The organism is Streptomyces sp. NPDC002868, from assembly GCF_055563295.1.
In genome coordinates this window covers 825730-838438 of sequence record NZ_JBVHDR010000001.1, presented here as the reverse complement: position 1 = coordinate 838438, position 12709 = coordinate 825730, and the positions used below count along the sequence as shown (strand labels likewise).

The window sequence follows — 12709 nt, the reverse complement described above, 5'->3', positions numbered from 1 at the left end:
CCCGGGAACCGGCCGCCGCTTGGCCACGTGGGCGTACGGGGGAGACTCGGTGGAAGTCGCAGACGTATACGTATCGGGTGTCGGGCTCCATCTGCCAAGGCGTATGCCGGTCGCCGAGGTGGCCGAACGAGGTCTGGCCGACTGGCGGACCATCCGGCGCACGGGCATGCGGTCGGTGTGTGTCGGAGACCAGTCGGGACCCGAGATGGCAGTCGAGGCGGCGAAAGAGGCCCTGCGGGCGGCTGGTGCGGCTCCGGCCGACATCGGGCTGGTGCTGCATGCCAGCACCTGGTTCCAGGGCCACGACCTGTGGGCACCGGCGTCCTATGTACAGCGCGAGGCCGTCGGCAACACCTGCCTCTCCATGCAGGTAGGGCAGTTGTCCAACGGCGGTATGGCGGCGATGGAGCTCGCTGTGACCCAGCTGCGGGCCGACTCCGGCCCGCACAGTGTGCTGATCACCACGGGGGACCGCTTCTGCCTACCGGGTTTCGACCGGTGGCACACCGACCCCGGAACGGTCTGCGGGGACGGCGGGACGGCGATCGTCCTGTCCCGGGCGGGCGGTTTCGCGCGGCTGCGCAGCCTGGTCACGGTGTCCGATCCGGCGCTCGAGGGGATGGGCCGGGGCGATGACGATTTCGCGCCGGCGCCACTGGGCGCCCGCTCGCCGATCAGTGTGGCGGCGTCCCGGGACCACCTGGTGCACGAGGTCGGACTGACGAACCTGCTCGAGCGGCTGCAGTCGGGCCAACGCGCCGCGTTCAACCAGGCGCTGGACGAATCCGGCACCAAGGCCGCCCATGTCAACTGGTTCGTGCTGCCGAACCTCGGGCGTCCGAAGATGGATGCCCAGTTCTTCCAGGTCCTGGACATCGAGCCCGAGCGGAGCACCTGGTCCTGGGGCTCGGAAGTGGGCCACCTCGGCGCCGGAGACCCCTTCGCCGGGCTCGCCTCTCTGGTACGTGCCCGGGCGCTGAGTCCCGGTCAGTTCTGTGTCCTGGTCAGCGCGGGCGGTGGATTCGCCTGGTCGGTGGCCGTACTGGAGATCGTCGACGAGCCGCCGGTTTCACGGCATATCGGGGACTGACCTCGATGCCTGTACATCGAGCATGTTTCCACGCGGAATCTAGGCGCCCACCCGACGCTGTCAGCCGGACCATTCACTGCTTTTGCCGTCGATACGGAGGTTGAGTCCCCAGCCATGAGGACCAGTGAAAGCTCAGCGGATGTGCTGCGGGAATTCCGCCGCCAGAAACCCCAATGGTCGCCGTCACCTTCCGGCGACGGCAGCGAACAGTGCCTCGTGGAGGTTCCACTCGACCACTCCCGGCCCGACGGCCCGCGTCTGTCCATCGCTGTCAACCGGATACGGGCCAAGGATCCGGGCCGACGGCGTGGAATTCTCCTGGCGCTGAACGGCGGGCCCGGCGGGTACTTCGGGCTGGGCCGCCGGTTTCCCGCGATGCTGTCCCGCACACGGCTCGGCGAATGCTACGACCTCATCGGGTTCGATCCGCGTGGGACGGGTGGTTCCACGCCCCTGACCGGCGAGATCACCTCGACGGAGGCGCCCTTCGACTCGCGGCCCGCGGACGTCGATTTCCCGCTCATCGCCGAGGACTTCCGCAGGCGCGAGGAGGGCAACCAGCGCGCGGGAGGGGAGCCACGCCGGCACCACAGCACCCGGAATGTCGCCAGGGACATGGAGGTGATCCGGGAGGTGCTGGGCGAGGAAAGGCTCAGCTTCATCGGATACACCTACGGCACCTATGTCGGAGCTGTGTACGGCAGTATGTTCCCTTCCCGGCTGGACCGCTGCGTGCTCGATTCCTGCGTACATCCGGACTGGTCCTGGCGAGAACAGTTCATGGCGCAGGGGCGGGCCAACCGGGCGAATGTCGAGAAGTGGGCGGAATGGGCGGCGGAGCGTGCCGGACTCTTCGGTCTCGGCACCTCGCCGGATGCGGTGGTGTCGGCAGTCCAGGAAGCCGCACACAACACCGCGACGCAGGCCGGGAATTATCTCCGTACCCTTTTCGACGGCGCGATGGGGTCGCGCTCCGCGAACCGGGCCAGGTGGGCTGAGCTCGGCCATCTTGTCGCGGACCTGCGCACCGGCGACAAAGCGACGATCGAGAAATGGCTCGCCGACGAAAAGGTGTGGCCTCCGGCAGAAACGGAAGGGACCACGCGCTGCGGCGTGCTCGACGCCGTCACGCTGGAGAAGGACTGGCCCGAGGACCTCGACGTCTACTTCGAGGACATGCGCCACTTCCGTGAGCACTACCCGTACGGATACGGAGTGATGCGCGCCCAGCCGTGGGTGGGGGCCTTCCGGGCCTTCACCCCGCCGGAGGAGCCGGCCAGGCTGACCGGTGAGGGCCTTGCGACCGGTCTCGTCGTCCACGCCGACGGCGACCCGACGGATCACTACGAGGGCGGGGCCGCGATGGCAGCGCGGCTGGGCTACCGGCTCATCACCGTCGCGGACTCCGGTCAGCACGAGATCTACGCGTTGAACGGCAACCCCGAAGTCGACGCGCTGGTCGAGGCGTTCCTCGTCGACGGCATCGTCCCCGAGGACACCGTCTGCACCAGCACAGTGCACCGCCCGGACATCCCTGCGGACCGGGCCGGCGGCACCGAGCGCCCGGCCGACCACAGCGCCTGATCTCACCAGTGAAGGAAGGAACATGGCACGCGCACTCGTCATCGGCGGTGGCATCGCCGGCACAGTCGTCGCGATCGCACTGCAGAAGGCCGGCCTGGAGCCGACCGTCTACGAAGCCTTCGACCGGACGGCGGACGGCATCGGCAACTTCGTCAATATCGCGCCGAACGGCATCGACGCCCTCGACAGCATCGGACTGGGCCACCTCGTACGGAGCAATGGATTCGACACCCCCGCGATAGCGTTCTACAGCCACACGGGCAGGCCACTGACCGGTGACGTGCCCACCGACCGGCTCTCCGCCGGCGGCATCATCATTCAGACGATCCGGCGTTCGGACCTCTACATCGCGCTGCGCGACGAAGCGGCTCGGCGCAAGATTCCCATCGAGTACGGAAAGCGGATCGTCGACGCCACGAGCAGCGGCGGCAAAGTCCACGCCGTGTTCGCTGACGAGACACACGCCGTGGGCGACCTGCTCGTCGGCGCGGACGGTCTGCGCTCGCAGGTACGCGGCATCATCGACCCGGCCGCCCCCGTACCGCGCTACCTCGGGGTGCTGAACGCCTTCGGCTGCGCACGCGGATTCCCCACCGAGGGACCGCCCGGGGTCATCCGGATGTTCTTCGGAAAGAACAGCTTCTTCAGCTACACCAAGCACCCCAACGGCGATCTGTGGTGGTTCGCCAATCCGCCGCGCGCGACCGAGCCCGACGCCGCGGAGCTCCGCAAGGCGAAGTTGTCCTGGCGCGAGGATCTGCTGAGTCTGTTCGCCTCCGACGGGACACCGGCAGCGCGGATCATCTCGGCCACACCCGATCTGGCGCCGCCCTCCCCCACATACGACCTGCCGAAGGTGCCACGCTGGCACCGGGATCACATGATCGTGATCGGCGACGCCGCGCACGCGGTGTCCCCGACCGCCGGGCAGGGCTGCTCCGTGGCCATGGAGGACGCCGTCGTCCTGGCCAAGTGCCTGCGTGACGCGTCGAGCGTCAAACAGGCCTTCATCACCTACGAGTCGGTGCGCCGCAAGCGCGTGGAAGACATCGTGGCGCAGGGCAAGTACAACAACGAGGGCAATATGCGCCGCGGTCCGGCGGGCCGGTTCGTGCGCAACTACTTCATCTCACGGGCCTTCAAAAACGCGGCCGCCAAGGCCGACCCGACGTGGATGAGCAGCCATCACATCGACTGGCACACACCGGAACTGACCGGACGACGGGCGCGGTCTGCGAGCTCCGTCATGACCGGCTCCCGGTCCGCCGCGCCCACGGATCCGACTCGCACAGCCGAGGAGACAGCGACGATGACCACTACCGCGGACGGCTCCGGAACGCAGGAGACGTTTCCCTACGTCCGTCCGGGCCCCTTCACCCCGCCCCCGCAGTACGCGGCGATGGTCGAGAACGGTGTCACTCAGGTGACGCTCGCCAACACGGGCCTGCGTGTCTGGACGGTCACCGGACACGAGTCCGTCCGCCGCATCCTGACCGACCCGCGGGCCAGCGCCTCCCGCAAGCACGCCAACTTCCCCTTCTACTTCGTCGCGCCGCCCGAGGCCCGTACCGAGACCTCCTTCATCGGCTACGACCCTCCGGAGCACACCATCTCCCGGCAGAAGGCCGCCGCCGCCTTCACCTATCAGCGGGTCCAGAAGCTGCGCGGACGCATTCAGGAGATCGTCGACGAGCACATCGACCGGCTGCTGGCCCTGCCGCCGCCGGTGGACTTCCACCGCTTGTTCTCGCTGTCCCTGCCGACGACCGTGATCTGCGACATGCTCGGCATCCCGCAGAACGATCACGACTTCATCATCGAGCACAGCAACAACATGTTCGGCATCCTCAGCACCCCGGAGCAGAGGGTGGCGGCGATCGTCGAGGTCAACGCCTATGTGGAGAAGCTGGTCGCGCTCAAGGAGACCGAGCCGGGCGAGGATCTGATCAGCACCATCATCGCGGAGTACCGCAAGTCGGACGAGGACTACACCCGGCGGGACCTGGTCAACATGGTCCGGATGCTGATGAACGGCGGACACGAGACCACGGGGAGCATGCTCTCCTTCGGCACCGCCTGTCTGCTCGACAACCCCGACCAGCTGGCGGAGCTGCTGGCCGATCCGGAGACGATGATCGGGCCGGCGACCGAGGAACTGCTGCGCGTGGTGACCATCGGGGACATCGGTGTACCGCGCGTCGCACTCGAGGACATCGAGATCGACGGCACGGTCATCCCGGCCGGCGACGGCATCCTGTGCCTGCTGCTCACTGCAAACCGGGACCCGGAGGTCTTTCCCGAGCCGGAGAAGCTCATCCTGAGCCGGGGCAGCCGAAAGCAGGTCGGATTCGGTCACGGGGCGCACCACTGCATCGGCGCCGAGCTGGCGAGGCTGGAGATGCAGATCGCCTGGACGACGCTGTTCCGCCGCATTCCCACACTCAGGCTCGCCAAGCCGCTCGAGGACATTCCCCGTAAGGAGGGCGCCATCGTCTACGGGGTACGCGAACTGCCCGTCACCTGGGACGAGTGATGGGCGGCGAAATGGAGGCGTACGGATCCGGCCTGGCCGAGCTCTACGAACTCATCTACGCCGGCCGTGGCAAGGACTACGCCGCCGAGTCGGCCGATGTGACCGCGCTCGTCCAGGCCCGGAAGCCGGATGCCTCATCCCTCCTCGACGTCGCCTGCGGGACCGGCGGTCATCTGGTGTTCTTCAAGCAGCACTTCGGCACCGTGGAGGGGCTGGAGCTCTCGGAGCACATGATCGCCAAGGCCGGGCAGAGCATGCCCGATGTCCCGGTGCACCAGGGTGACATGCAGAACTTCACGCTCGACCGCAGCTACGACGCCATCTCCTGCATGTTCAGCTCGATCGGTTACGTGGGATCGGCGGTCGAGCTGGACAACACTCTCTCGAGCCTGGCGCGCCACCTGAATCCCGGTGGCGTGATCGTGATCGAGCCCTGGTACTTCCCGGAGGCATTCCTGCCGGGTTACATCGCGGACGATCTCGTCCGGACGGACGACCGGGTCACGGTGCGCGTCTCCCACTCGGAGCGGCACGGCGACCAGGTGCCGATCATCGTCCACTACATCGACGCCCGCAAGGACGCCGGGATACGGCACTTCACCGATGTCCACCGGATGCATCTCTTCACCAGGGAGCAGTACGAGACCGCCTTCGAGCGCGCCGGCTGCTCGGTCGAGTACATCGACGGAGGCCGCTTCGGCTGCGGTCTGTTCGTCGGCGTACTGAAGTAACGAAAACCTCTGTCGGGCCCGGTCCTGTGGACCGGGCCCGACAGAGGTTTCTTGCATCTGCGTATGGCCGCGGGCGCTGTGCTGTCTCAGGCTTCCAGACGGTCCCCGGCAGCCGCTGTTGACCACATGGTGCCGAGCGACTCTTCGAGACCGATGCGGGGCTGCCAGTCGAGCAGTTGCCCGGCGAGCCGGATGTCGGCCCGGGTCCAGGTGCCCCCGAGGCTCGGGACGTGCCGGATCTCCTCGTCGATCATGTCGGCGGTATGTCCGGCGGCGGTGACGAACAGCCGCACCAGCGTGCGCATGTCCACGGCCACGCCGCTGCCGATGTTGAGCACCCTGCCGCTCACCGACGTCTCGACGGCCTTGACGACCGCCTCCGCGACATCGCGGACGTCCACGAAGTCCCGCCTGGCTTGGGTGATGACCACCGGCATGCGCTGCCCGGAGGCGACAGCCTGACGCAGCATTCCGACGAGCTTTCCGGGGAAGCTTGCCGGCGAAGGATGCGGTCCGCTGACGTTCGCCGCCCGCAGGACCAAGCCGTCGACCAGGCCGCTCCGGACGGCGTCCAGCACGGCCTGCGATCCGGCCAGCTTGGTCTTGGTGTACGGAGTGGCGGGACGCGGGGTGATGGTCTCGTCCATGGCGGTGCCCTCGGCCACCTCCCCGTACTCGTGCATCGTTCCGATGTGCACGATGCGGGAGCGCCAGGGCAGCGCGGACATGCCCGCGAGCAGTCGGCGTACCAGGCCGACATTGACGGTGGCCATGTCCCGTTCCGACTTGGCCCAGCCGTCGGTCGCGTTCGCCGCGTCGGTCGAGTTGACCACCACACCGATCCGCTCGGCCCGCAGCAGGGCCGTGATCTCCTCCGTGGTGGCGTGCGCAAGATCGAGAGGAACGAAGGTATGGGCCGAGACGTGCGGAGCGGGGTGGCGGGCCACTACGACGATGTCATGGCCCCGGGCGGAGGCGGCGGCACAGATGTGCCGCCCGACCCACCCGGTGCCGCCGAGAACCGCCACCCGCTGCCGACCGCTCGGCCCGTCCTGTGTGCTCATCCTGCCTCTCCACGTCGTCGGGGCCAGGGGCCCGGTGCCTGCCCGGCCGTCGGTTCTCCGGCTAGGCGGCCGACTGGCGCTTTGTCACCAGGTCCACGAGCACCGACACCGTCTCACCGGGCGACGGCTGTCGCGCGATGTGGTCAGCAACGCCCTGTGCCTGCTTGCGGTAGCCGGGGTCGTCCAGCAGAGCGCCGACGGCTTCCAGCATCGACTCGGGGCTCAGCTCCGCGGGCGGAAGATGGCGCACCGCACCCAGATCGGCAAGGCGCCGGATCGCGTCGAGCGGCTTGCCGCGTCCCGGGACCACCACCTGGGGCAGCCCCTGGGAGAGGCAGGCCATCATGGTCCCCGGCCCGCCGTGGTGGACGGCCGCGTCGCAGCCCGGAAGCACGGAGGTCAGCGACAGCCAGCCGGTGGCGACAACCGAATCCGGCAGGGTCCCGAGCTGTTCGACGAGGTGGTCCGCCACCGCGACGACCAGTTCCGCGTCCAGCGACCCCAGCGAGCGCACGATCTGCCCCAGCATCGGGGCGCCGCCGATCTGCGGCTGGACGGAGCCCAGCGTGATCAGCAGCCTGGGCCGGGTGCGGGGCCGCAGGGCCCACTCGGGTACGGTGCCCGGCTCGCCGTACGACACGTACCTGATCGGCTGGGCGCCGGGTGTGGGATCACCCAGCATGGGCGGACAGTTGTCGAGGATCAGGTCCGGTGCCGGCAGCTCGGCGAGCCCCAGCTCCTTCAGCTCCGGCTCCAGCTCGGCGGCGACCCAGGGCACGACCGGCAGATCACCGGGGCCCACAACGTGCTTCACCCAGGGGATGTCGTGGAGCGCCGCTGCCGCCGCGGCGGCAGCGTACGAGTAGGACTCGGCGACGATCAGGTCGGGGCGCCACCCCGCCACGAGGTCGCTCATGCCCTGGAGGGTGCGCGCGGCCAGCCGGCCGAATCCGCGGCCGATGCCCTCGGCCATCTCCTCGTCGGTGTCGGGCACCTGGACCCGTCCGCCCGTCCGGTCCTTCGACATCACCTCGCCCATGTCGAGGGGCCCGCAAATGGGCGCCATGGGCAGGCCGGAACCGCGGACGGGTCCCTCGAAGCTCTCGGGAGCCGCAACGAGCACCTCGTGGCCTGCCGCGCGCAGCGCCCAGGCGAGGGGGACGATCGGGTAGTACAGCGGGTGGGCAGGACCCGTGGCCACCAGTATCTTCATGCCGCGAAGCTATGAAGACGGGCCGGAATATCGCTCGAATCCGGCTGGGTCCGACGCCTGTTGCGGCCTGGCGGTCAGGGAGTGGTGCGGCGCGGTGCGAGTGCCCGCTCGATCTCCATGCACTGGGCGTGGTCCGGCAGCAGTCCGCTCGCCCGGGCCTGCGCGAGCGAGGGGGCCACTCGGTCGCGATCGGAAACGAGGGGGCGGATGCCGTCGGGCAGTGGCAGATCGAGCTCGGGGTCGAAAACGGACAGCGCCAGCTCGTTCTCCGCAACGTAGCTTCGGGAGAGCGTGTAGGACATGACGGTGTCGTCCGTCAAAGCGACGAAGGCGTGCCCCACCCCGACCGGGAAGTACAGTGCGCGGAAATCCACCGGATCGAGAATGACGGCATCCCACTGCCCGAAGGTGGGTGAGCCCACCCTGATGTCCACCACGATGTCGAGGGCCTGCCCCTGTGCGCAGTACACATATTTCGCCATGCCGGGCGGGGTACGCGTGAAATGCACACCGCGCACGACGCCGCGCCTCGATCTGCTGTAGCTGGTCTGGGACACTGCGAAGAGCGGCCGCCCGGTCGCTTCGACGAACGCCTCCTCCTGGAACGGCGACACGAACAGGCCACGGGAGTCCTGGAACACCTGCGGGGTGAAGGCCAGGGCACCGGCGACCTTGAGTTCTCGCGACTCCAACTCTCTTCCCTCCTTTGCCGAGCATCGATGATCGTGCGCCGATCGTCGTGCTTCCGGCCCGGCGGCGGGCCGGCGGCCGGGTCGTCCGACTGGACTTTGCGGCGGGTACCTCGAACCTGGCTACAGGTCCGCTGCAAGCTGCCGCGGTGTGCGGGGGCTCGGCGCTGCGCCGGCGATCGCGGTCAGTATCTGACCGGGATGGGGACTAACTTGGGCCACTTACGGGGCGTTGTTCACCCCCGTCGATGTCATGCCCAGGAAGTCCAGGTGAAGGGACACCATGGCAGAACTACTCACCCGCCGGAGCCTCAACCGGGCGACGCTGGAACGTCAACTGCTGTTGCGGCGTACGGACTTGTCAGCTCCAGCCGTGATCGAGCGCGTGGCCGGACTGCAGGCACAAGACCCAGACCCGCCATACATCGGGCTGTGGAGCAGGATCACGGACTTCCGCATCGACGATCTGACGAAGCTGCTGCACGAGCGGATGGTGGTACGGGCGACACTGTTCCGCGGCACCCAGCACCTGGTCACGGCGGAGGACTATCTGTGGCTGCGGCCTCTGCTGCAGCCGATGCTGGACCGCTGGCAGAAGGGCGGCTTCGGCAGCTTCACCACCGGGCTGGACCTCACCGAACTCGCCGACGCCGCACGGACGGTGCTCGGCGACTCCACAGTCACCAGGCCCGAGCTGGGCCGGGCCCTGGTGGAGCGGTGGCCGGGACGAGACCCGGTCGCGCTGGCCAGGTCGGTGCAGGGACTGCTGCCGGTGGTGCATCCGCCGCCGGACGGTACGTGGGGGCGACGCGGTACGACGCCGTTCCTGCTTGCCGACCAGTGGCTCGGCCGCCCGCTGGCCGCCGAGCCCTCGCCGCGCGACCTGGTCCTGCGCTACCTCGCGGGGTTCGGTCCTGCCACGGTGAAGGACGTCCAGGCGTGGAGCGGCATGACCCGGCTGCGCGAAGTGGTCGAGGCGCTGCGGCCGGAGTTGCGCGTGTTCCAGGGTGAGGCGGGCGAGGAGCTGTTCGACCTCCCGGAGGCTCCGCGCCCCGACCCGGACACGACCGCGCCCGTCCGTTTCCTCGCCGCGCTGGACAATGTGGTGCTCGGCCATGCCGACCGGACGCGGATGATGACCGACTCCCAGCGCAGGCACATCATCGTCGAGGCAGCGGTGATCGTGGACGGCTTCGTCAGCGCTCTGTGGGGAATCAAGCGGGACAAGGGCACGGCGGTCCTGACCGTGAAGCTCTTCTCGCCCCTGAGCGCGAACGAGGAGGAGGCGGTGACCGATGAGGGCGCCCGCCTGCTGCGGTTCGCCGCCGAGGACGCCGACCACTACGACATCCGGTACCGCCCGGTCAACGACACGCCCTGACCGGGCTGCGGGGACAGCGACAGATGCGCGGCCCCGTGCAGCCGGTGGTCGTACGGCCGCCACGTCACACTCAGGATCCGCCCGGTGGGCGACCGGGGGCGTGGCGGCCCGCGCCTCAGACCGCGGCGAGTTCCTGTGCGATGGCCATGACGTACTCACCGTAGCCCGACTTGCCGAGCTGGGCTCCGAGCCGGTAGCAGTCCTCGGTGTCGATGTAGCCCATGCGCAGGGCGACCTCTTCGACGCAGGCGATGCGTACGCCCTGCCGCTCCTCCAGCGTGCCGACGTACTGTCCGGCCTGCAGCAGGGAAGCGGGGGTGCCGGTGTCCAGCCATGCGAAGCCCCGGCCGAGGTTCACGAGCCGGGCCGTGCCCCGCTCCACATACCAGCGGTTCACATCGGTGATCTCGAGCTCACCGCGGGCAGAGGGCTTCAGGTTCTTGGCCACGTCCACCACGGCGTTGTCGTAGAAGTAGAGCCCGGTGATCGCGGTGTTGGAGCGCGGCTTCGCCGGCTTCTCCTCGATGGACACCAGCTTCCCGTCGGGACCGACCTCTCCCACGCCGTATCGTTCCGGATCCTGCACCGGATAGCCGAAGAGGACACATCCGTTCACGTCCCGGCTGTACTCCGAGAGGACGGAATAGAAGTGATGGCCGTGAAAGATGTTGTCGCCAAGGATGAGGGCGACCGAGTCGTCACCGATGTGATCGGCACCGATGATGAAGGCTTCCGGCAGCCCGTTGGGCTGGGCCTGTGCGCTGTACTCGATCCGCAGCCCCAACTGGGAACCGTCGCCCAGCAGTCGCTCGAACTGCGGAAGGTCGACCGGCGTGGAAATGATCAATATGTCTCTGATGCCGGTGAGCATGAGCACACTGAGCGGATAGTAGATCATGGGCTTGTCGCCGACGGGCAGCAACTGTTTGGAGACTGCAAGTGTCAGCGGCCGGAGCCGAGTTCCGGATCCACCCGCCAGTATGATCCCCTTCACCGGGTCACTCCCACTCTCCGAATCCAATGGACCTGCGCGTTGGCAACTAAGCCAGGCGGTATTCGAGCCCTTCTCAACACCGGCTCGAATACGCGGAGGTGCCGCCCGCCGCTATCTCAAGTGCCCGTCTAGCTCCGTTCGAGGAGGCGTCCATAGCGTGTGAACATGACGACTTGCCGTGCCTGCCGGGGCCCAGTCACAGAGTTCTTCGACTTCGGCCGCCAACCGCTGTCCGACGCATTCCGCTGGCCTCAGGACAATTCTGAGGAATTCTTCTACCGCCTCGCGGTCGGCGTCTGCAACGAATGCACCATGGTGCAGCTCATGGAGGAAGTACCGCGGGAGCGCATGTTCCGCGAGGACTATCCGTACCACTCGTCGATGTCCTCGGTGATGCGCGAGCATTTCACCACGACCGCCCGCCGGCTGATGGAGACGGAATGCCGCGGCAGCGATCCCTTCGTGGTCGAAATCGGTTGCAACGACGGCGTCATGCTCAAGACCATCGCCGACAGCGGCATCCGCCACCTGGGCGTCGACCCCTCTCGTGACGTCGTCGAACTGGCCGCCGCCAAGGGCATCTGCGTACGCTTCGACTTCTTCCAGGAGTCCACGGCAACCGAGATCAAGGCCGCAGAAGGGCCGGCCGACGTCATCTACGCGGCGAACACGATCTGCCACATTCCCTATGTGGACTCGGTGTTCCGCGGAATCGACGCGCTTCTCGCGCCCGACGGTGTTTTCGTGTTCGAGGACCCGTACCTCGGCGACATCGTGGAACGCGCCAGCTTCGACCAGATCTACGACGAGCATTTCTATCTGTTCTCCGCGTCGTCGGTACGGGCGACGGCCCGACGGTTCGGATTCGATCTCGTCGATGTCGAGCGTCTCCCGGTCCACGGCGGTGAAGTGCGCTACACCATCGCCCGTCAGGGACGCCGCGAGCCGAGCGCCGCCGTCGCGGAACTGATCGCCGATGAGCAAAATCGCCAGCTCACCGACACCACAATCCTCGAACGGTTCGGCATGCAGGTGAAGCGGAACTGCGAGGACCTGACGACGCTTCTGCACCAGCTGCGCGACGCCGGGCACACCGTCGCCGCCTACGGGGCGACGGCGAAGAGCGCGACCGTCACGAACTACTGCGGTATCGGCCCCGATCTCGTACCTGCGATCTTCGACTCGACCGCCGCGAAGCAGGGGCGGCTCTCACCGGGTACGCACATTCCCATCAGGCCGCTCGAGGAGTTCTCCGCCCCGTATCCCGAATACGTCCTCCTCTTCGCGTGGAACCACGCGGAGGAGATCATCGCGCGGGAGAAGGCTTTCCGTGAGCAAGGCGGCAAGTGGATTCTCTATGTCCCGGACGTACGTGCCATCTGATCAGCAGCCCGGTGTTCAGTCGCGGCCGTCGGCCGCGGCGGAACACG

General features: G+C 67.8%; 10 protein-coding genes. 6 read left to right on the top strand and 4 right to left on the bottom strand.

What is annotated here, in order from left to right:
- Window positions 1-49 precede the first annotated feature (49 nt).
- The 4 genes from ACZ3H8_RS03925 (at window position 50) to ACZ3H8_RS03910 (ending at window position 5938) form a co-directional block, all read left to right on the top strand.
- Complete coding sequence (locus ACZ3H8_RS03925) at window positions 50-1090, top strand: ketoacyl-ACP synthase III family protein (RefSeq protein WP_467396992.1); 1041 nt, start codon at window positions 50-52, stop codon at window positions 1088-1090.
- Between the two features lie 114 nt (window positions 1091-1204).
- The gene (locus ACZ3H8_RS03920) at window positions 1205-2674 is read left to right on the top strand and encodes an alpha/beta fold hydrolase (RefSeq protein ID WP_467396990.1); all 1470 of its coding nucleotides are present in this window, start codon (window positions 1205-1207) and stop codon (window positions 2672-2674) included.
- Between the two features lie 22 nt (window positions 2675-2696).
- Entirely contained in the window at window positions 2697-5207 is a 2511-nt protein-coding gene (locus ACZ3H8_RS03915; protein WP_467396988.1) for a cytochrome P450, read from the top strand.
- Entirely contained in the window at window positions 5207-5938 is a 732-nt protein-coding gene (locus ACZ3H8_RS03910; protein ID WP_467396985.1) for a class I SAM-dependent methyltransferase, read from the top strand. The genes ACZ3H8_RS03915 and ACZ3H8_RS03910 overlap by 1 nt, the downstream gene beginning before the upstream one ends.
- A gap of 86 nt (window positions 5939-6024) precedes the next feature.
- Here ACZ3H8_RS03910 and ACZ3H8_RS03905 read toward each other — a convergent pair whose 3' ends face one another.
- The 3 genes from ACZ3H8_RS03905 to ACZ3H8_RS03895 all read right to left on the bottom strand — a co-directional run bounded on the left by ACZ3H8_RS03905 (window position 6025) and on the right by ACZ3H8_RS03895 (window position 8907).
- On the bottom strand, window positions 6025-7002 hold the full coding sequence (locus tag ACZ3H8_RS03905; RefSeq protein WP_467396983.1) for an NAD-dependent epimerase/dehydratase family protein: 978 nt from the start codon (window positions 7000-7002) through the stop codon (window positions 6025-6027).
- A gap of 61 nt (window positions 7003-7063) precedes the next feature.
- Window positions 7064-8215, bottom strand: coding sequence for a nucleotide disphospho-sugar-binding domain-containing protein (locus tag ACZ3H8_RS03900; protein WP_467396980.1), 1152 nt, complete (start codon window positions 8213-8215; stop codon window positions 7064-7066).
- A 74-nt stretch (window positions 8216-8289) separates the two neighbouring features.
- On the bottom strand, window positions 8290-8907 hold the full coding sequence (locus tag ACZ3H8_RS03895) for a dTDP-4-dehydrorhamnose 3,5-epimerase family protein (protein ID WP_467396978.1): 618 nt from the start codon (window positions 8905-8907) through the stop codon (window positions 8290-8292).
- A gap of 280 nt (window positions 8908-9187) precedes the next feature.
- On the opposite strand from ACZ3H8_RS03895, the gene ACZ3H8_RS03890 reads away from it, so the two are divergent.
- Entirely contained in the window at window positions 9188-10285 is a 1098-nt protein-coding gene (locus ACZ3H8_RS03890) for a winged helix DNA-binding domain-containing protein (protein WP_467396975.1), read from the top strand.
- A 115-nt stretch (window positions 10286-10400) separates the two neighbouring features.
- On the opposite strand, the gene rfbA is transcribed toward ACZ3H8_RS03890, so the two are convergent.
- Complete coding sequence (gene rfbA / locus ACZ3H8_RS03885) at window positions 10401-11279, bottom strand: glucose-1-phosphate thymidylyltransferase RfbA (RefSeq protein ID WP_398982279.1); 879 nt, start codon at window positions 11277-11279, stop codon at window positions 10401-10403.
- A 165-nt stretch (window positions 11280-11444) separates the two neighbouring features.
- Here rfbA and ACZ3H8_RS03880 point away from each other — a divergent pair, with 165 nt between their 5' ends.
- Window positions 11445-12662, top strand: a complete 1218-nt coding sequence (locus tag ACZ3H8_RS03880) for a methyltransferase domain-containing protein (RefSeq protein ID WP_467396972.1) — start codon at window positions 11445-11447, stop codon at window positions 12660-12662.
- Window positions 12663-12709: the final 47 nt, after the last annotated feature.